At 68.0% G+C, this 19,570-nt stretch carries 14 protein-coding genes; 8 read left to right on the forward strand and 6 right to left on the reverse strand.

Annotated elements, in window-relative coordinates:
• The first annotated feature begins 6 nt into the window (after positions 1–6).
• Positions 7–798 (forward strand): DUF72 domain-containing protein, encoded by a 792-nt coding sequence (locus SFC76_RS04610; protein WP_322848311.1) that lies wholly within the window; start codon positions 7–9, stop codon positions 796–798.
• 216 nt (positions 799–1,014) lie between these two features.
• Here SFC76_RS04610 and SFC76_RS04615 read toward each other — a convergent pair whose 3' ends face one another.
• The 4 genes from SFC76_RS04615 to hemC are packed head-to-tail and all read right to left on the reverse strand — an operon-like array spanning position 1,015 to position 4,186.
• A complete protein-coding gene (locus SFC76_RS04615) occupies positions 1,015–1,596 on the reverse strand; it encodes a class I SAM-dependent methyltransferase (RefSeq protein WP_322848312.1) in 582 nt (193 codons plus the stop codon).
• A 30-nt stretch (positions 1,597–1,626) separates the two neighbouring features.
• Positions 1,627–2,589, reverse strand: a complete 963-nt coding sequence (locus SFC76_RS04620) for a hypothetical protein (RefSeq protein WP_322848313.1) — start codon at positions 2,587–2,589, stop codon at positions 1,627–1,629.
• A complete protein-coding gene (locus SFC76_RS04625; protein ID WP_322848314.1) occupies positions 2,586–3,275 on the reverse strand; it encodes a uroporphyrinogen-III synthase in 690 nt (229 codons plus the stop codon). Before SFC76_RS04625 ends, SFC76_RS04620 begins: the two co-directional genes overlap by 4 nt.
• Positions 3,272–4,186, reverse strand: coding sequence for a hydroxymethylbilane synthase (gene hemC / locus SFC76_RS04630; protein WP_322848315.1), 915 nt, complete (start codon positions 4,184–4,186; stop codon positions 3,272–3,274). Before hemC ends, SFC76_RS04625 begins: the two co-directional genes overlap by 4 nt.
• A gap of 163 nt (positions 4,187–4,349) precedes the next feature.
• Here hemC and tsaD point away from each other — a divergent pair, with 163 nt between their 5' ends.
• The 3 genes from tsaD to SFC76_RS04645 all read left to right on the forward strand — a co-directional run bounded on the left by tsaD (position 4,350) and on the right by SFC76_RS04645 (position 9,592).
• A complete protein-coding gene (gene tsaD, locus SFC76_RS04635) occupies positions 4,350–5,378 on the forward strand; it encodes a tRNA (adenosine(37)-N6)-threonylcarbamoyltransferase complex transferase subunit TsaD (RefSeq protein WP_322848316.1) in 1,029 nt (342 codons plus the stop codon).
• 28 nt (positions 5,379–5,406) lie between these two features.
• Positions 5,407–6,384, forward strand: a complete 978-nt coding sequence (locus tag SFC76_RS04640; protein WP_322848317.1) for an NAD(P)H-dependent glycerol-3-phosphate dehydrogenase — start codon at positions 5,407–5,409, stop codon at positions 6,382–6,384.
• A 157-nt stretch (positions 6,385–6,541) separates the two neighbouring features.
• A complete protein-coding gene (locus SFC76_RS04645) occupies positions 6,542–9,592 on the forward strand; it encodes a TonB-dependent receptor domain-containing protein (protein ID WP_322848318.1) in 3,051 nt (1,016 codons plus the stop codon).
• A 69-nt stretch (positions 9,593–9,661) separates the two neighbouring features.
• Here the strand turns inward: SFC76_RS04645 and purD are convergent, their stop codons facing one another.
• Positions 9,662–10,921 carry a phosphoribosylamine--glycine ligase gene (gene purD, locus SFC76_RS04650; RefSeq protein WP_322848319.1) on the reverse strand — a complete coding sequence of 420 codons (1,260 nt, stop codon included), beginning with the start codon at positions 10,919–10,921 and terminating at the stop codon, positions 9,662–9,664.
• On the opposite strand from purD, the gene xseA reads away from it, so the two are divergent.
• The 4 genes from xseA to SFC76_RS04670 all read left to right on the forward strand — a co-directional run bounded on the left by xseA (position 10,920) and on the right by SFC76_RS04670 (position 16,742).
• On the forward strand, positions 10,920–12,338 hold the full coding sequence (xseA, locus tag SFC76_RS04655) for an exodeoxyribonuclease VII large subunit (RefSeq protein ID WP_322848320.1): 1,419 nt from the start codon (positions 10,920–10,922) through the stop codon (positions 12,336–12,338). The two genes, purD and xseA, sit on opposite strands and share 2 nt — an antisense overlap.
• Before the next feature lie 14 nt (positions 12,339–12,352).
• Entirely contained in the window at positions 12,353–12,553 is a 201-nt protein-coding gene (locus tag SFC76_RS04660) for a DUF2093 domain-containing protein (protein WP_038664415.1), read from the forward strand.
• A complete protein-coding gene (locus tag SFC76_RS04665) occupies positions 12,550–13,389 on the forward strand; it encodes a M23 family metallopeptidase (RefSeq protein WP_322848321.1) in 840 nt (279 codons plus the stop codon). The genes SFC76_RS04660 and SFC76_RS04665 overlap by 4 nt, the downstream gene beginning before the upstream one ends.
• A 335-nt stretch (positions 13,390–13,724) precedes the next feature.
• Positions 13,725–16,742 (forward strand): TonB-dependent receptor plug domain-containing protein, encoded by a 3,018-nt coding sequence (locus SFC76_RS04670; RefSeq protein WP_416222388.1) that lies wholly within the window; start codon positions 13,725–13,727, stop codon positions 16,740–16,742.
• Positions 16,743–16,805: 63 nt separating this feature from the next.
• Here SFC76_RS04670 and clpB read toward each other — a convergent pair whose 3' ends face one another.
• Complete coding sequence (clpB, locus tag SFC76_RS04675; protein ID WP_322848323.1) at positions 16,806–19,385, reverse strand: ATP-dependent chaperone ClpB; 2,580 nt, start codon at positions 19,383–19,385, stop codon at positions 16,806–16,808.
• Positions 19,386–19,570 lie beyond the last annotated feature (185 nt).

Genomic DNA, 19,570 nt, shown 5'->3' on the forward strand with positions numbered 1-19,570 from the left:
GGCATCATGACAATCCGAATCGGGATCGGCGGCTGGACCTACGAGCCGTGGCGCGGGACCTTCTATCCCGCCAAATGGCCGCAGAAGCGCGAGCTCGACTATGCCGCCTCGCAGGTCACCGCGATCGAGGTCAACGGCACCTATTATTCGAGCTTCAAGCCGGCGAGCTTCGCCAATTGGGCCGCCGCGGCGCCCGACGGCTTCATCTTCGCGGTCAAGGCGTCGCGCTATTGCACCAACCGCAAGGTGCTCGCCGAGGCGGGCGAATCGGTCGAGCGCTTCGTCGGGCAGGGGATCGTCGAGCTCGGCGACAAGCTGGGGCCGATCCTGTGGCAGTTCATGGCGACCAAGGCGTTCGACGCCGACGACATGGCGGCCTTCCTCAAGCTGTTGCCCGCCCGCCATGCCGGGGTGCCGCTGCGCCACGCGATCCAGGTGCGGCACGAGAGCTTCGCCGACCCCGCCTTCGTCGCGATGGCGCGGGCGGCGAACGTCGCGATCGTCTACGCCGATTCCACGGATTATCCGGCGATCGCCGACGTCACCGCCGACTTCGTCTATGCGCGGCTGGAAGCGGCCGAGGAGCAGCATCCGGCCGGCTACACCGATGCCGCGCTCGACGACTGGGCGCAGGCGGCGCGGACGTGGCAGGCCGGCGGCCAGCCGGAGAGGCTACCCTATGTGGTCGCCGACGCCCCGGCCAAGGCGCAGCGCGACACGTTCGTCTTCTTCATTAACGGCGCGAAGATCCGCGCCCCGCAGGGCGCGATGGCGCTGATCGAGCGGGTTGCGGCGTAACGGCAGCCGTGATGACGGAGGGGTGGCCTTTCCAGAAATAGCGATCCCCTTGGCATGGAAGCTGCCGATTCTGGCATCCATGAGAAGCGCCTCCTCGAGAGGAGGGACAGGCAGGGGAATTTCGCACAGCGGATTGCGCCGGCTACGGTCAAGACACGCGGGAAAGCAGGCCGTCTTGCCGGGTAAGCCCACGTCGCGAAGCTTCGTGACGGCACGTCAGATCGTTTTGACCGCCTCGTAGTAGTTGTTACCGCCTTCATCGGAATGGCATCGCATCAGGTCGAGGCCGGCGGCGGCAAGATGTCCCGCATATGCGTCCGCTCCAAGCGAAGTCGAGGTGCGACCGGTCAGCGTATCCTTCCACTCGCATATTTCGCGGGGGGCGCTGAAGAGGAACCGTCCGCCTGGTTCCAGCACGGTCGAAACGTTACCGAGAAGCTGTTGCTGGTCGGTTGGCGCGAGCAGGAAGACGAGCCCGATCGATATGGCGCCAACAAAGGTGCGATCGAAGAAAGCGCTACGCTGCGCCGGCTCACAGGCGGCGGGCATATCGGGAAAGTGGCGTCGGTAGGCGGCGATGAGGGAGGGGGACGCATCGATTCCCCAGACCGAATAGCCGTCTTCCACCAGCGCGCGCGCGATCGGTACGCCGGACCCGCATCCTATGTCGAGGATCGCAGCGGATGCAGGCAAATTGCTCTTCGCCCACGATCGCATCAGCTCCGCGCCGACCGTCGAACGGATCGCCATGAACCGTTCAGCGACGGCATCCCAGCCCGCGGAATGGTCGGTCGTCATCCCTTGTCCCCCGATCGGTGGAAGCTAGCCTCACATCCCGACCGAGGTCGTCGCTTCCTCGTTCGACAGCGTATCGGGCATCGCGGGCAGTTCCGCCGCGGGGGCCGGGGCGGCGGCGGCGACGGTGGGCTTGCTCGCCTGGCCCATGATCGCCGCGCTTTCGATCTGGTCGAGCGCATGGCGCGCGGTGACGTAGCGGTCGGCCGCCTGCATCCAATTGCCCGCATCGCTCGCGCCGGGCAGCCGCGCGACTTCGGCGCGCGCCGCCTCGACCTGCCCGCCTTCGAGCAGGCGGCGTGCCCGCGCCAGCCGGTCCGCGGGGCGCGGCGATGGCGTGCCCGCCTTGCGCAGCACCACCAGCCCGCCGAGTTCGCGGCGCAGGCTCGCCCACCAGCCGTCGCTGCTCACCGTTGCGATCTCGGGTGCGATCGCGTCGAGCCCCTGGCGCAGGTCCTCCAGCGTCACCGGCTGGTGCGACGCCTCGATCACCGCCGCCACCGCGCGCGGCTGGACGGTGCCGAAGCGGTTGCGCAACTGCTCCTCGAGATAGCCGAGGCCGACGCCGCGATCGAGCGCGCGGCGCGACGCGAAGGCGACCAGCAGCCCCTCGGCGCGGCCCGCCTGCGTGCCCGCGATCACGGCATCGCTCGCCACCGCCGCGGTGCGTGCCTCCAGCGCGGTCAATTGCCCCGCCAGCGTCGCCTCGCGCGAGGCGAGCGCGGCGGGTTCGAGTGCCGCGTTGGTCGTCTGGCCATTGGCGTTGAGCGGTTGCGCCGGGTTGAAATTGGCCGGGTCGGGCTGGGAGCGCTTCGCCGCCAGCGCCCGCTCGGCGGCGGAGGTCGTGCTCAGCCAGCCGGCCTGTTTCATCAGATAGCCGGTGAGCACCGCTCCGGCGACGAAGGCGAGGGCGATGATCGCCAGGAACACCCCCGTCCGCGGCCCGCGCACGGGCGTTGCCGCGGGCCTGGGATCGATCGGCGTATAGTCGGTCATGGCCTCTTATCCCCGCCCCCCGCCGCACGGTCAATCGTCCGTGCGAGCGCGAGCGCGCACAAGGCGGCGTCGGTCGGCATCGCGGCGGCGCAGGCGAGCGCCCAGCCGTCCCCCGCCGCGGCAAGGACCGCCGGACTTAGCGCTGCGATCCCCGTGGCTTGCCGGTCGGCGACCAGCGCCGCGACGCGATGCGCGGCGCGGACCGAATGGAGCAGCACGATCCGCCCCGCCGCCGCCGCGGCGAACGCCGCCGCGTCGACGTCCAGCTCGGCGCTGGCATAGACGATCGCGGTCGGATGGCCGCTGTCGATATGTTCGCGGCCCGCCAGGTGCAGCGGCCGCACCAGTCCCGCCGCGGCGGCCGCCGTCAGCGCATCGGCGACGCCGCCGTCGCCGACGACCGCGACGTGCAGCCCGGCGTCGCGCGCCACCGCCGCGCTCTCCGCGCCGACCGCGATCACCGGCAGCCCGGCGAGCCGCGCCAGCCCGGCACCCGCGAGGCGCACCGCATTGGCGCTGGTCACCAGCAGCGCATCGAACGCCGCCGGATCGGGCGGCGCCCACGCGATCGGCGCGGCGGCGAACAACGGCCGGCCGAGCACCGCGCCGCCGCCGGCACGCAACCGCGCGATGGTGCGCGCATTGCCCGGCTCGGGCCGCACCACCAGCAGGCCGGACGGATTCACGGCTGGAACAGTCGCCGCACCACTTCGGGTGCCCGCGCCAGCAGGTCGGCGGCGAGTTCGGCGGCGACGAGGCTGCCATCGGTACCCTCGCCGCTGCCCTCGACGAAGGCGCTGCCGTCCTCGGCGATGAGTTCGGCGCGCAGCGTCAGCATCTCGCCCGACAAAGCGGCGAGCGCGGCGACCGGCGAATGGCAGTCGGCCCCCAAGCCGGCGAGCAAGGCGCGCTCCGCCAATACGCAGGCGCTGGTCGCGGCATCGTCGATCGCCGCGACGATCCGCGCCGCATTGGCATCCGCGCTGCGCACCTCGATACCCACCGCGCCCTGCGCCGGCGCGGGCAGCATCGTGTCGGTGGGGATCGCGCGGCCGACGCCGTCGCGTCCGAGCCGGTCGAGCCCCGCCGCGGCGAGCAGCGTCGCATCCGCCTCGCCCGCGGTCAGCTTGGCGAGCCTCGTATCGACGTTGCCGCGGAACATCACGACGGTCAGATCGGGGCGCAGCCGCAGCAATTGCGCGCGCCGCCGCGGCGAGCTGGTGCCGACCACCGCGCCCTGCGCCAGCGCGGCGACGCTCTCCGCGCCGATCAGCCGGTCGCGGACGTCGGCGCGCGGCAGCATCGCGGCGATGCGGATCGCGCGCGGGCGGATCGTCTCGACGTCCTTCATCGAATGGACCGCCGCGTCGATCTCATCGTCGAGCAGGGCGCGGTCGATTTCCTTGGTCCACAAGGCCTTGCCGCCGATCTCGGCGAGGGGGCGGTCCTGTACCCGGTCGCCGGTGGTGCGGATGACGACCAAGGTCACCGCGTCGGGCGCCCAGCCATGCGCGGCGCACAGGGCGTCGCGCACCATTCCCGCCTGCGTCAGCGCCAGCGGCGATCCCCGCGTGCCCAGCCTGAATTTGATCGCCACAATCTGCTCCTTGCGTCACCCCCACCCTTCCCTCTCCCCTCGGGAGAGGGAGAGACGCCCCAAGGCGGCGATGGGCGAGGGCGACCATGATCCTACAACGACCGCCATGGCCGAAATCCCCACCCTTCGACAACCTCCGGCAACGCGCGTAAAGACTTGGGCCATGCCCCCCCGGATCATCCTCGGCCTCGAATCCTCCTGCGACGAGACCGCCGCGGCGCTCGTCACCAGCGATCGTCGCGTGCTCAGCCACCGTCTGCTCGGCCAGGAAGCGGCGCATGCGCCGTTCGGCGGCGTCGTCCCCGAAATCGCCGCACGCGCGCATGTCGAGGCATTGGAACCGCTCGTCCGCGGCGCGCTCGCCGATGCCGGGCTGCGGCTCGACCAGGTCGATGCGATCGCCGCCACCGCCGGCCCCGGCCTCATCGGCGGCGTCATGGTCGGGCTCGTCACCGGCAAGGCGCTCGCGCATGCCGCGAACAAGCCGCTGATCGCGGTCAACCATCTCGAAGGCCATGCGCTCAGCCCGCGGCTGTCCGATCCCGATCTCGCTTTCCCCTATCTGCTGCTGCTCGTCTCGGGCGGCCATTGCCAGTTGCTGCTGGTCGAGGGGGTCGCGCGCTATCGCCGGCTCGCCACGACGATCGACGATGCCGCCGGCGAGGCGTTCGACAAGACCGCCAAATTGCTCGGCCTCGGCTTTCCCGGCGGGCCGATGGTGGAGAAAGCGGCGGCGCTCGGCCGTCCGATCGTGCCGCTGCCGCGCCCGCTGAAAGGCTCGGCCGAACCGCATTTCTCCTTCGCCGGGCTCAAGAGCGCGGTCGCGCGCGCGGTCGGCCAGCATGCGCCCGAGGATATCGCCGCATCGTTCCAGGCGGCGGTGGTCGATTGCCTGATCGATCGCACCCGTCGCGGCATCGCCGGGATCGACGCGACCGCGCTCGTCGTCGCCGGCGGGGTCGCGGCCAATGGCGCGGTGCGCGGCGCGTTGCAGGATCTCGCCACCGCCAACGGGCTGCGCTTCGTCGCGCCGCCGCTGTGGCTGTGTACCGACAATGCCGCGATGATCGCCTGGGCGGGTGCCGAGCGGTTCGCCGCCGGGCTCACCGACCCGCTCGATACGCCGGCGCGCGCGCGCTGGCCGCTCGATCCGGATGCGGAGGCGGTGCGCGGCGCCGGGGTGAAGGCGTGAGCGGGGTTCATCGAGGGAGGGCAAGGCCATGAAGATCGGCGTCATCGGCGGCGGCGCCTGGGGTACCGCGCTCGCGCAGGTCGCGGCGCATCGCGGCGAGCCCGTCACGCTATGGGCGCGCGAGCCCGAGGTGGTCGAGGGGATCAACGCCGGCCACGAAAACCGCCTGTTCCTGGCGGGCGTGCCGCTGTCGCCGTCGATCCGCGCCACCGCCGACTTCGGCGATCTCGCCGCCTGCGACGCCTTGCTCGTCGTCGCACCCGCGCAGCACGTCCGCGGCGTGCTGTCGCAGATCGCGGTCGGCACGCGCCCGCTGGTGCTGTGCGCCAAGGGGATCGAGGCGGGCACCCGGCTGCTCGTCGGCGAGGTCGCGCGGCAGGTCCATCCGCAGGCGCCCGTCGCCGTCCTCTCCGGCCCGACCTTCGCGCACGAGGTGGCCGCCGGCCTGCCCACCGCGGTGACGCTGGCGGCGGCGGACGAGGCGCTCGGGCGGGCGCTGTCCGAACGCCTCGCCGCGCCGCAATTCCGTCCCTATGCCAGCCGCGACGTGGTCGGTGCGGAGATCGGCGGCGCGGTCAAGAACGTGCTCGCCATCGCCTGCGGCGTGGTTGACGGCGCCGGCCTCGGCCAGAACGCCCGTGCCGCGCTGATCGCCCGCGGCTTTGCCGAGATGACGCGCTTCGGCCTCGCCCGCGGCGCGCGCGCCGAGACGCTCGCCGGCCTGTCGGGGCTCGGCGACCTCGTCCTCACCTGTTCCTCGACCAGCAGCCGCAATTTCTCGCTCGGTGTCGGTCTGGGGCAGGGCAGGGCGGCCGCGGACCTGCTCGCCGACCGCCGCACCGTCGCCGAGGGCGCCTTCACCGCCCCCGTGCTGCGCGAGGCCGCGGCGGCGGCGGACGTCGACATGCCCGTCACCGCCGCGGTCTGCCGCTTGCTGGAGGGCGCACCGGTGGACGACGTCATCGGCGCGCTGCTCGCGCGGCCGTTGCGGCAAGAAGCGAGCTAATCGGCGCCTTGCGGCGACAGAAGTGATGCAACCGGGTCACAATACCGCAATAAAGTATTGTAAAGGTCATGTTTCGGTATTGACTGACCGAGGCGTCTGACGAAGCTTCGACGTATCGAGCCAGCGAATAATCGCGGCTCGCCAAGGGGCTGCTGTCATGAACCTGAATACCCATGTGTCGCTGCTCGCCCTCGCGGGCGGGCTGCTGCTCGCCGCGCCGGCGACGGCGCAAATCGTTAATGATACCAATAGCATGCAACCGCAGACCGACACCGCCGCCGACAGCAGCAACGTCAAGGCCGCGGCTATCAGCGGTCAGGCGCCGGAGAGCAGTGGCGATGGTGAGATCGTCGTCACCGGCACGCGCATCGTCCGCCCCAACAGCACTGCTGCCGCGCCAATCACCTCGGTTACCGCCGCCGACATCCGCGCGCAGGCCCCGATCAACGTTGAAGAGGTTCTCAATCGGCTCCCGCAGATCTCGCCCGACAGCCAGCAGAACTATCAGGATTCCGATGGTCGCCAGCGGATCAAGCTGCGCAGTCTCGGGTTCGAACGGACGTTGGTGCTGGTCGACGGCAAGCGGCTCGGCACGCAGAACGGCCAGGATACCAACATCATCCCGGTGGCGTTGATCGAACGTGTCGACGTGCTCACGGGTGGCGCCTCGTCGGTGTATGGTTCGGACGCGGTCGCCGGCGTCGTCAACTTCGTGATGAAGCAGAATTTTACCGGCGTACGGATCGACGCCAACTACAATTTCTACAATCACGTCAATCAGTCCAACGTGGTGACGCAGACCGCGCAGAACTCGGGCTTCTCGCCGCGGCTCGGCCAGGTCAACGACGGTGGCCGTGCCGATCTGGCGCTCACCGCCGGCACCTCGCTGTTCGACGGGAAGCTCAACATGTCGGGCTTCGTCAATTACCGCCATGCCGATCTGGTGCCCTATGACGCGCGCTCGACCTCGGCATGCCAGCTCGTCCAGACTGGCAAGGACGGCCCGCTGAGCTGCTCGCTGTCGACCTATTCGGTCAGCGGTTTCGTCTCGCCGGGCAGCGGCACCAACGCCGGCCGGCAGTTCGTCAATGATCCCAACGGTACGCGCACCTTCGTGCCTTATGGCACCGGGGTGGGCAACGCCGCCAACCCCTACGACGGCTATTCCTATCAACGGCAGGACAATCGCGTGAACGCCGGCGGCTTCGTCACGCTGCAGCTCTCGCCCGAATTCGAACTCTATGGCTCGGCATTGTGGTTCCGCGACAAGTCGATCAACCGCTATCCGACGCGGGTTTTCGCAGCGGCGAATTACGGCTCCGATCTCTTCCGGGTCAATTGCAACAACCCGTTCCTGTCGACGCAGCAGGCCGGCATCATCTGCGGCACCGCCGCCGGGACGGCGACCACCGTGCCGGTCGACATCCGCTACCGGTTCAATGCGCCGTTCATGACCGATACCTATACCAACACCGGTATCCGGGCGACCGGCGGCGTGCGTGGCAAGGTTGGCGATGCCTGGACCTACGACATCGGCGGCGTCTTCTCGCGCAATCAGCAGATCTGGGACTCGTCGCGCCTGCCGAGCTTCGACCGGGTCAACAACTCGCTCAACGTCGTCAACGTCAACGGCACGCCGACCTGCGCGTCCGGTGGCGCCTGCGTACCGTTCGACGCGTTCAGCGCCGGCAACGGCAATCAGGCGTTGATCAACTATCTGTACGGCGATCTCGACCCGGCCCGGCAGAAGACCGTCGGCTTGCTCTACAACGTGCAGGCGAACATGACCGGCGATCTCGGCCGCTACGGCATCACCTCGCCGCTCGCCACCGACGGCGTCGCCTTCGCGCTCGGCACCGAATTCCGCAAGGATCGCCAATTCTCCGAGCTGACGCCGGGCTTCATCGAGGACTACGGCGGCGCGCCGTCCGACCTTAGTCAGCACGTCTGGGAATCGAACATCGAGGTGCAGGCGCCGCTGATCCAGGATCGCCCGTTCGCGCATCTGCTGCAGGCCAACGGCGGTTACCGCCTGTCCAAGTACAGCAGCAATCCCAACAAGTTCACCACCTGGAAGATCGAGGGCCTCTACGCACCCGTCGCCGATCTGACCCTTCGCGCCTCGTTCAACAAGGCACAGCGCGCGCCGACCGTGGTCGAGGCCTATCAGGCATCGAACATCAGCTTCTCGCGTCAGGGCGGTTCGCAGAACGACTTCTGCGCGCCGACGGCGACCAACACCAATGGCACGATCACTTATGGCGCGCCGATCGCCTCGCGCGAGGTCTGCCGCGCCACCGGCCTGTCGGATGCGCTTTACGGCAGCACGACGCTGCTGTGCCCCAACGACCAGTGCACCGTGCGCTCGGGCGGCTTCACCGCCGATCCCGAAACCGCCTACACCCAGACCTATGGCCTGGTGGTCAAGCCGCGCTTCATCAAGGGGCTCGTCTTCTCTGTCGACCGCTACAGGATCAAGATCAACAACTCGCTCGGCTATAACGACGACAGCTATTATACCGATGGCTGCCAGCGCTCGAACGGCGATCCGTTCTTCTGCTCGGGAATCGTCCGGGCCGCCAACGGCACGCTCTATGCCGCCGCATCGGGCAATCCGAGCAGCGGCTTCATCCGTGCGGGCACGACCAATTATTATTATTCGATTGCCCGGGGCTGGGATTTCCAGGGCAGCTACGCGCTCGGTCTCGGCAGCGTCGGCCGGCTGGACTTCGACTTCAACGGCTCGCTGACCACCTTCGCCGGCAGCCAGGATTCGCCGGTCCAGCCGCAGCGCAATTGCACCGGCTATTTCGCCAACGGGTGCAGCCAATTGCTGCCGAAGTGGACGCATGGCCTGCGGACGACCTATTCGACCTCGGACGGGATCTTCAACGCCTCGTTCAACTGGCGCTACATCGGCTCGCTGACCAGCGCGAACAACTCGGGCGATGCGGCGATCGGCGGCACGCCCGATCGGGCGCAGACGACCTTCTACCGTATCGCGCCGGCGAGCTATTTCGACCTCGCCCTGACCTTCAACATTGCACGGCAGTTCGCCTTCCGCGTGATCGCGAACAACCTGCTCGACAAGAACCCGCCTATCCTGGCGAATTCGTACAATATCAGTCTGGCGCGCAACAACACGATCCCGCAGCGCTATGACGCGCTCGGCCGCCAGATCGCGATCGGCACCACGATCAATTTCTGATCGATTTAAGAAACGAAGAAGGCCCGCCGGAGCGATCCGGCGGGCCTTCCGTGTGTCCGCACCGAGCGATCAGCGCGCCAGTTCGCGCCAGCCGATGTCCCGCCGGCAGAAGCCATCGGCGAAGTCGATCGCATCCACCCCGCGATAGGCCGCATCGCGTGCCGCGCGGATGTCCGCCCCCATCGCGGTCACCGCGAGCACCCGACCGCCGGACGCCACCAATGTGTCACCCTCCAGCCGCGTCCCCGCCTGGAAGACGATCGCGCCGGTCGCCTCCGCCGCGTCGATGCCGCGGATCGTGCCGCCGGCTTTCGGCGTCCTGGGATAGCCCGCCGCCGCCAGCACCACCGTCATCGCCGCCGCGTCCGCGAACCCGGCCGCCGGCATGTCGCCGAGCCGCCCATCGGCGACCGCCAGCATCGTCTCGACCAGATCGCCCTCGAACCGCGGCATCAGCACCTGGGCCTCGGGATCGCCGAACCGCGCGTTATATTCGATCAGCTTGGGGCCGGTCGCGGTCAGCATCAGCCCGGCATAGAGCACGCCGCTGAACGGCGTTCCGTCCTCGGCGAGCGCCTTCACCGTCGGCGCGACGATCTCGTCGATCGCGCGTCGCTCCAGCTCGGGGGTGAGCACCGGCGCCGGGCTATATGCGCCCATGCCGCCGGTGTTCGGCCCGGTATCGCCCTCGCCGACGCGCTTGTGGTCCTGCGCGCTGCCGAACGGCAGCAGCGCGACGCCGTCGGTGAGCACGAACAGACTCGCCTCCTCCCCGTCGAGGAACTCCTCGAGCACCACCGGCGCATCGCCGTCCGCGAACATCGCGTCGAACGCTGCGGCCGCTTCGGCCTCGCTGGTCGCGATCACCACCCCCTTGCCCGCGGCGAGCCCGTCCGCCTTGATCACGACCGGATAGGAGAAGGTGCTCGCCAGCGCCGCCTCCGCCTCGGCGCGCGCGCCGACGCGGACATAGCCTGCGGTCGGGATATCGGCGCGTCGGCACAGATCCTTGGTGAAGCCCTTCGATCCCTCGAGCTGCGCCGCCGCCTTGCCCGGCCCGAACACCGGCACGCCCGCCGCGCGCAAGGTGTCGGCGAGACCGTCGACCAACGGCGCCTCGGGCCCGATCACGACGAGCCCAACGTCATGGCCGGCCACGAAATCCACCACCGCGGCATGATCGGTCGCATCCAGCGCGACGCACGTCGCATGGCGCGCGACGCCGGGGTTGCCAGGCGCGGCATAGAGCGTATCGAGGAGGGCCGATTGCGCCAGTTTCCATGCGAGTGCGTGCTCGCGGCCACCTGAGCCCAACAGCAGGACGTTCATGCCAGAGTTCCTATCCGATACCGACGACGCCCGGCTGCTAGCCGAGGAGCGGCCCGGCGACAACGCGCTCGCCATGTCGGTCGGCGAACTCAGCTTCAAGCTCAAGCGGATGGTCGAGGGCGAGTTCGGCCACGTCCGCATCCGCGGCGAGATTTCGGGCTACAAGCGCGCGACCTCGGGCCACGTCTATCTCGCGCTCAAGGACGATGCGGCGGTGATCGACGGCGTGATGTGGAAGGGGCAGGCCAATGCGCTCGCCTTCGCCGCGCAGGACGGCATCGAAGTGATCGCCACCGGCAAGCTCACCACCTATCCCGGCCGCTCCAAATATCAGATCGTCATCGAGCGGATGGAGCTCGCCGGCGCCGGCGCGCTGATGGCCTTGTTCGAGAAGCTCAAGGCGAAGCTGGCGGGCGAGGGACTGTTCGACGGCGCGCGCAAGGTGCGCCTGCCCTATCTGCCGCAGACGATCGGCGTCGTCACCTCGCCGACCGGCGCGGTGATCCGCGACATCCTCCACCGGCTGGAGGATCGCTGCCCGACGCATGTGCTCGTCTGGCCGGTCAAGGTGCAGGGGCAGGGGGCGGCCGAAGAGGTCGCCGCCGCGGTGCGCGGCTTCGACGCGATGCCCGCGGACGGCCCGGTGCCGCGCCCCGACCTCGTCATCGTCGCGCGCGGCGGCGGTTCGATCGAGGATCTGTGGGCGTTCAACGAAGAGGTCGTCGTCCGCGCCGTCGCCGGCTGCACCATCCCGATCATCTCCGCAGTCGGCCACGAGACCGATACGACCTTGTGCGACTTCGCCGCCGACCTGCGCGCGCCGACCCCCACCGCGGCGGCGGAGCTGGCGGTGCCGGTGCTCGCCGACCTGCGCCACACGATCCAGAGCCATGGCCTGCGGACGCAGCGCTGCGCCAACCGCTATGTCGAGCGCGGACGCGAGCGGCTGACCGGGCTCGCCCGGCTGCTGCCCAAGCGCGACGCGTTGCTCGGGCCGCAGCGCCAGCGTGCTGACGATGCCGGCCAGCGGCTTGACCGCGGGCTCGAACGGCGGGTGACGCTGGCGCGTGGCCAGCTCGACCGGTCGAGCGGCGCGCTGCGTCCGGCGGTGCTCCAGCAACAGGTCGACCGCAACCGCGACCGGCTGGCGGCGACGTGGCGGCTGGTCCAATCGCTCAACCCCGATGCGGTGCTCGACCGCGGCTATGCGCGGGTCACCGCGCGGCGTGAGGGTGGGGGCGGCGAGACACTGGCGTCCGCCGCCGCGGTTCGCGAGGCGGGGGCGGTAACGCTGCGCTTCCGCGACGGCAGCGTCGATGCCGTCGTCGACGACGGCAGCGGCCAGCCCGCCGAGCGCAAGGTTGAGCGCAAACCCGCCAGGGCCTATCCCAAGCCCGACCAGCCGACGTTGCTCTGACAGGACCTCAAGATATGCTCGTTTCCAACTCGGATCGCCCGGCGCGGCTTCACTATATGGCCAACGGCTTCCGGGTGCTGACCCCCGGCGACCATGTCGTCTGCGCGGTGAGCGGCGCCCGCATCCCGATCGAGCTACTGCGCTATTGGAGCGTCGCGCGGCAGGAAGCCTTCGCCAGCGCGCATCTCGCCAGCGAGGCGCTCAGCCCGCGATGAGGCTGCCCGCCGCACTCGTGCCGCTCGTCTGTCTATCCGCCGCCGCGGCGCCGCAGGCGCTCGCACCGGTCGCGGCACCCGCGTTTCGCTGGACCGGGACGCCGACGCAGGGCGGACTGATCGCCGGCACCGTGCCGGCCGGAAGCGTGGCGGTGACGCTCGACGGCCAGCCGGTCGCGGTCGAGGCGGACCGCTTCATCGCCGGCTTCGATCGCGACGCCGGCGCGCAGGCCATGCTCGTCGCGACGCTCGCCGATGGCCGCCGGATCACTCAGCCGCTCGCCGTCGCGCCGCGCGCATGGCGGATCGAGCGGCTGAACACATTGCCCAAATTCCCCGCGCCTGATCCGGTCATGGCGCAACTGCGCCCCGCCGAGCTCGCCCAGATCGCCGCGGCGCGCGCGCAAGTCACCGACGCGACCGGTTGGCGCCAGACGGTACGCTGGCCGGCGATCGGCCACATATCCGGGTTGTTCGGCGCGCAACGCATCTATCGCGGCGAACCCGGCAGCTACCATTCGGGGATCGACATCGCCCGCCCGACCGGCACCCCCGTCGTCGCGCCGGCGGACGGCGTCGTCATCCTCGCGGCGGATCATCCCTTCACGCTCGAAGGCAATCTGTTGATGATCGACCACGGCCATGGTCTCAACAGCGCCTTCCTCCACCTGTCGCGGATCGACGTGCGTGTCGGCGACCACGTCCGCCAGGGCGATCCGATCGGCGCCGTCGGCGCAACGGGTCGCGCGACCGGGCCGCATCTGCACTGGAGCCTGCGCTGGCGCGACGCACGGCTCGACCCGCTGCTGGTGGCGGGGGCGATGCCGGGGGTGTGAGCCACTGCCCGTCAAAAGGACAGATCGCGTCCCAATGCTGCAATTGCGAGCAGTCATCGCATAGCCGGACGGGTTAGGTCAGGGGAATTGTGTCATTTGAGCGACACTCTGCGTTAAACCTGTAAGCTCCCCGTAAGGCGGGTTTACAGCGAAAAAATACGACCGCATTCCATACACATGTCTCTTGAGAGCCGCTTCGGTGGATGGGGGGACGCAGATCAACCGGGTGGATCGTCACAGCGACCGGCCGGGTTCAGCATGGGATTGCAGTCATGATTTCATCGTTTACGTCGCGCTGTGCGCTAGCGTCGGGCACGTCTGCCATGGCGTTGCTCATGGCGTTGGCCACACCCGCTTTCGCGCAGGACGCGGGCACCGCCGCGCCGGCTGATGCGCAAGCCGTGCCGCCGGCCGCTGCGGGCAGCGAAACCGCTACCGCCGTCGAGACGCAGCGTACCGCGCCCGAACAGAATGCGGCTGCCAGCGCCGACCAGGACATCGTCGTCACCGGTACGCTGTTCCGCGGCACCGACACGACCGCGTCGCCGGTGACCACGATCACCGCACAGAATCTGGATCAGCGCGGCATCAGCACCATTCAGGAAGGCATTCAGCGCCTCTCGTCGAACAATGGCCCGGCGCTGACCAACAGCTTTACTGCGAATGGCGCATTCGCGTCGGGCGCATCGGCCGTGTCGTTGCGTGGTCTGTCCACGAACTCGACCCTGGTGCTGTTCGATGGTCTGCGTGCCGCTTATTATCCGCTCGCGGATGACGGGACGCGCGCCTTCGTTGATCTGAACACCATCCCCGACGACATCGTCGAACGGATCGACACCGTGCTCGACGGTGCCTCGTCGACCTACGGCGCCGACGCGATCGCCGGCGTGGTTAACATCATCACCAAGAAGACGGTCAAGGGCGTAACCGGCCGCGCCGAAGGCGGCATTTCCGAGCGCGGCGACGCCTCGCAATATCGCCTGTCGATGACCGCCGGCGTCGGCGACCTCAGCGAAAACGGTTACAACGCCTACGTCAGCGGTTTTTATTACCAGCAGGCCGAGCTGTTCAACCGCGACCGTAAATATCCGTACAACTCCAACGATTTCCGCGGCGTGTCGCAGGACGGTATCCAGGGCGTCAACAACACCATCAACGGTGTACAGGCCGATGGCACGCTCAACGGCTTCAACTTCGGCACGCCTTTCGCCGTTCGTCCGCGCGATGCCACGACGGGAGCGGCGATTCCCGGTGTCAGCTCCCAGTACCAGTATCTCAGCGGGTGCACGAGCGGTACGCCGTACACGCTGACCGGCGCGGATCGCGCCAATCCGGTCAACGCCGTCGCGCCGAACACCGTCTGCCAGGAAGATCTGGTCAACCGCTACGGCGTCATCAACCCGTTCATCCAGCGCTATGGCGCGTCTGCCCGCGTGACCGCGCGTTACGGTACGGACGGCGAGGCCTATGCCGCGTTCAACTTCATCCAGACCAACACGCGCGTCGACGGTGCTCCGATCGCGATCCGCAACAACGCGCCGGCGCCCTTCTACTTCCCGCGGTACAGCACCGCCGCCAATGTCGCCGCGTACGGCAACAACACGATCCTGCAATTGCCGGTCTATGTCTGCTCGTCGGGCGTGAATTGCGCCGCCGCAGCGGATCGCCGCCTGAACCCGAACAATCCGTTCGCGGCGCAGGGCTACACCGCTGCGATCGGCGGCCGCATTCCCAACCTGCCGACCCGTGACGAGACCCGTACCCGCGGCTATCGTGCTGCGATCGGGGCCAAGGGCACGCTCACCGGCGATTGGCAGTACAACATCAACGCGACGGCGATGCACATCGACCTGCGCCGCAAGAGCGATGGTTATCCCTACATCCAGAACCTGTTGAACGCGATCAACACCGGCAGCTACAACTTCCTCGATCCATCGGCGAACAGCGCGGCGACCCTGTCGCTGATCGCGCCGACGGCGATTGCGAACTCGACGTCGGATCTGGACGAGCTGGACGCAAGCGTGACCGGCAAGCTGATGGATCTGCCGGGCGGCCCGCTCCAGCTCGCTTTCGGCGGTGCGGTGCGGTACGAGGCGGTGGATTCACCGAGCATCAACTCGGACATCAACGGTGCGACGCAGCGGTATTTCACGTTGAACGGCTTCGCCCTTAAGGGCAGCCGTACCGTCTATTCGGCTTACGGCGAGATCAACGCGCCGATCATCGACCAGGTGACGCTCAGCGCCAGTGGCCGTTACGATCGGTATCCCAACGGCATCGACAATTTCTCGCCGAAGGCCGGCATCGTCTTCAAGCCGATCCGCCAGTTGACGCTGCGTGGGACCTATTCGCGCGGCTTCCGCATTCCGAGCTTCGGTGAGGAAAGCGCAACCTTCCCGACGACCGGCTACGTCAACGCCACGCGCGGCATCTATAACGACAGCTATCTGGCGCAATATGGCTGCTCGCTCGCGACCTATACCAGCTGCCCCACCTATCTGACGGGCGCCAGCTACGGTGCGACGTCGCTGTCCAATGCCAATTTGAAGCCGGAAAAGTCGCGCAGCTTCACCGGTGGCGCGATCCTGGAGCCGTTCCGCGGTTTCGTGATCAAGGCCAGCTACTATAACATCAAGAAGACCAACGTCATCACGACGGCGAACAACGCACCGGCGATCCTGGCCTATTATAGCGGCCAGACGGTCCCCGCGGGTTACAACATCATCCCCGACGCAGTCGATGTGAACAACCCGAACGCCACGCCGCGTATCGCCTTCGTGCAGTCCGGCTTCATCAACGCCAACACGCTGAAGACCTCTGGTATCGATCTTGGCGCCGACATCAATTTCCCCATCGGCAATCACGTCAAGTTCAGCACCAATGCGCAGGCGACGTACATCCTGAAGCTGGAAACCGAGTTTCCGGACGGCACGGTTGAACGCTATGACGGCACGCTGGGCAACTTCAACCTGACGGCAGGTTCGGGCACGCCGAAGTGGCGTGGGACGCTGACCTCGACGGTCGACATCGATGACGTTTTCCTGTTGAGTGGGACCCTCAACTATTTCGATGGCTATGACCTCTCGGCGATGGATCAGGGTACCGGCTACAAGGACTGCGCTCTGAACGACGGATCGCTGCCTTGCCGCACCAGTGACTATGCCACCGTCGATTTGACGGCGCAGGTCAAAATCAACGCGCAGTTCACCTTCTATGTGACGGCGCAGAACATTCTCGACGACTTCCCGCCGATCGACACCGTCACCTATGGTGCCAACGGCTATAATCCGGTGCAGGGCGGCGAAGGTATCCTCGGCAGGTACTTCAAGGCCGGCGTCAAAGTCGGATTCTGATCTTCCAACATCGCTAGATAGAAGGGCGACTTCGCAAGAAGCCGCCCTTTTTGTTTATTCCGCCTAAGCCACCGTCAGCACCAGTTTGCCGTCGCCTTCGTCGACGTGCACCGTGGCGCCGTCTTTTACCTCGCCGCGCAGGATCATGTCGGCGAGCGGGTCCTGCAGATAGCGCTGCACCGCGCGTTTCAGCGGCCGGGCGCCGTAGACGGGATCGTAGCCTACCCGGCCCAGCCAGTGGCGCGCTGCATCGGTCAGGTCGAGCGTCACCTTGCGGTCGGCGAGCAGTTTGCCGACGCGCGCCACCTGGATATCGACGATCGGCGCCATGTGGCTCTGTCCCAATCGGTGGAACAGGATGATCTCGTCGAGCCGGTTGAGGAATTCGGGCCGGAAATGCGCGCGGACGACCTCCATCACCTGCGGCTCGACGCTCTCGACCTCCTGCCCCTCCTCGACCGCGGCGAGATACTGCGAGCCGAGGTTGGAGGTGAGGATGATCAGCGTATTGCTGAAATCCACCGTCCGCCCCTGGCCGTCGGTCAGCCGACCGTCGTCGAGCACCTGGAGCAGGACGTTGAACACGTCGCCGTGCGCCTTCTCGACCTCGTCGAACAGCACGACCTGATAGGGCCGGCGCCGCACCGCTTCGGTGAGTACGCCGCCTTCCTCATAGCCGACATAGCCGGGCGGCGCGCCGATCAGCCGCGCGACGGCGTGCTTTTCCATGAATTCGCTCATGTCGATGCGCACCATCGCGGAGGGATCGTCGAACAGGAATTCGGCGAGCGCCTTGGTCAGCTCGGTCTTGCCGACGCCGGTCGGGCCGAGGAACAGGAACGAGCCCAACGGCCGGTTCGGGTCCTGTAGCCCCGCGCGCGCGCGCCGCACCGCGGTGGAGACCGCGCGCACCGCCTGCGCCTGGCCGATGACGCGTTGGCCGATCACCTCTTCCATGCGCAGCAATTTGTCGCGCTCGCCCTGCAGCATCCGCTCCATGGGGATGCCGGTCCAGCGGCTGACGACGCCGGCGATATCGTCCGCGGTCACCTCCTCGCGCAGCATCGCGCCCTGCGTCGCGCCCTGCGCCTCGGCGAGCTGCTTTTCGAGCAGCGGGATGCGGCCGTAGGCGAGCTCGCCTGCCTTGGTCAGGTCGCCGGCACGCTGCGCCTGCTCCAGTTCGAGCCGGGTGGCGTCGAGCTGTTCCTTGAGCTTGGCCTTGCGCCCGATCTTGTCCTTCTCGGCCTGCCAGCGCCGGGTCAGCGCGGCGGATTGCTCCTCGAGATTGACCAGTTCCTCCTCCAGCGCTTCGAACCGGTCGCGCGACGCCTCGTCGGTTTCGCGGCGCAGTCCCTCGCGTTCGATCTTGAGGCGCAGGATGCGGCGGTCGAGCGTCTCGATCTCCTCGGGCTTGCTCTCCACCTCCATGCGGATGCGGCTCGCCGCCTCGTCCATCAGGTCGATCGCCTTGTCGGGCAGGAAACGATCGGTGATGTAGCGGTTCGACAGGGTTGCCGCCGCGACCAGCGCGCCGTCGGTGATCCGCACGCCGTGGTGCAGTTCGTATTTTTCCTTGAGCCCGCGCAGGATGCTGATCGTGTCCTCCACGGTCGGTTCGCCGACGAACACCGGCTGGAAGCGCCGCTGCAAGGCGGGGTCCTTCTCGACATATTTGCGATATTCGTCGAGCGTGGTCGCGCCGACGCAATGCAGTTCGCCGCGCGCCAAAGCAGGCTTGAGCAGATTGCCCGCGTCCATCGCGCCTTCGGATTTGCCGGCGCCGATGAGCTGATGCATCTCGTCGATGAACAGGACGATCTGGCCGTCGGCCTGCTTCACCTCGTCGATGACGCCTTTCAGCCGCTCCTCGAACTCGCCGCGATATTTGGCGCCGGCGATCAGCGCGCCCATGTCGAGCGCCATCAGCGTCTTGTCCTTGAGGCCGTCGGGCACGTCGCCGTTGGCGATGCGCAGCGCCAGCCCCTCGACGATCGCGGTCTTGCCGACGCCGGGCTCGCCGATCAGCACCGGATTGTTCTTGGTGCGGCGGGCGAGCACCTGGATCGTGCGGCGGATCTCCTCGTCGCGGCCGATGACGGGATCGAGCTTGCCGTCGCGTGCCGCCTGCGTCAGGTCGCGCGCGAACTTCTTGAGCGCGTCGTACCGATCCTCGGCGCTGGCGGTGTCGGCGGTGCGACCGCCGCGCAGCGCGTTGATCGCGCCGTTGAGCGCCTCGGCGGTGACGCCGGCGGTCGCCAGCGCACGGCCGGCGGTGGTGGTCGTCGCCAGCGCGAGCGCGAGCAACAGCCGCTCGACGGTGACGAAGCTGTCGCCCGCCTTTTGCGCGACCTGCTCGGCCTGATCGAGGACGCGGACCGTATCGTTGTCGAGGCCCGGCGTCTGCTGCGCGCCCGATCCCGATACGGCGGGGATTTTGGCGAGCGCCGCGTCGGTTTCGCCGACCGCGCGCTTCGCATCGCCGCCAGCCGCCTGGATGAGCCCCGCGGCCATGCCCTGCTCGTCCTCAAGCAATGCCTTCAACAGATGTTCCGGGGCGATCCGCTGATGGTTCATGCGGATCGCAACGGTCTGCGCCGATTGGAGGAATCCCTTGGCGCGGTCGGTAAATCGTTTGAGGTTCATAAAATCCCCTTGCCTGTCTGGCTCGGATGTAGTGTTGCCATTGTGCAACACAAGGGTATCGGCATCGGTGTGCGATGATTGCGTCGTCGCCGCGACGCATTTTCAAAAAAGCCGCCGCGGTCGCTTGTCAGTGTTCGCCCCCCGGTTATGCTCGACCAGTTCATAGGTTCAGGATGAAGCGGGGG

The sequence above is a fragment of the Sphingomonas sp. CD22 genome (assembly GCF_034556155.1).
GTDB lineage: Bacteria > Pseudomonadota > Alphaproteobacteria > Sphingomonadales > Sphingomonadaceae > Sphingomonas.

Bases quoted from the DNA above. Each gene is read 5' to 3' on its own strand.
- tsaD (WP_322848316.1), top strand. From the start codon at position 4,350: ATGCCCCCCCGGATCATCCTCGGCCTCGAATCCTCCTGCGACGAGACC.
- SFC76_RS04660 (WP_038664415.1), top strand. From the start codon at position 12,353: ATGCTCGTTTCCAACTCGGATCGCCCGGCGCGGCTTCACTATATGGCC.
- SFC76_RS04615 (WP_322848312.1), bottom strand. From the start codon at position 1,596: ATGACGACCGACCATTCCGCGGGCTGGGATGCCGTCGCTGAACGGTTC.
- SFC76_RS04670 (WP_416222388.1), top strand. From the start codon at position 13,725: ATGGCGTTGGCCACACCCGCTTTCGCGCAGGACGCGGGCACCGCCGCG.
- SFC76_RS04645 (WP_322848318.1), top strand. From the start codon at position 6,542: ATGAACCTGAATACCCATGTGTCGCTGCTCGCCCTCGCGGGCGGGCTG.
- SFC76_RS04665 (WP_322848321.1), top strand. From the start codon at position 12,550: ATGAGGCTGCCCGCCGCACTCGTGCCGCTCGTCTGTCTATCCGCCGCC.
- SFC76_RS04640 (WP_322848317.1), top strand. From the start codon at position 5,407: ATGAAGATCGGCGTCATCGGCGGCGGCGCCTGGGGTACCGCGCTCGCG.
- SFC76_RS04620 (WP_322848313.1), bottom strand. From the start codon at position 2,589: ATGACCGACTATACGCCGATCGATCCCAGGCCCGCGGCAACGCCCGTG.
- SFC76_RS04610 (WP_322848311.1), top strand. From the start codon at position 7: ATGACAATCCGAATCGGGATCGGCGGCTGGACCTACGAGCCGTGGCGC.
- xseA (WP_322848320.1), top strand. From the start codon at position 10,920: ATGCCAGAGTTCCTATCCGATACCGACGACGCCCGGCTGCTAGCCGAG.
- clpB (WP_322848323.1), bottom strand. From the start codon at position 19,385: ATGAACCTCAAACGATTTACCGACCGCGCCAAGGGATTCCTCCAATCG.
- purD (WP_322848319.1), bottom strand. From the start codon at position 10,921: ATGAACGTCCTGCTGTTGGGCTCAGGTGGCCGCGAGCACGCACTCGCA.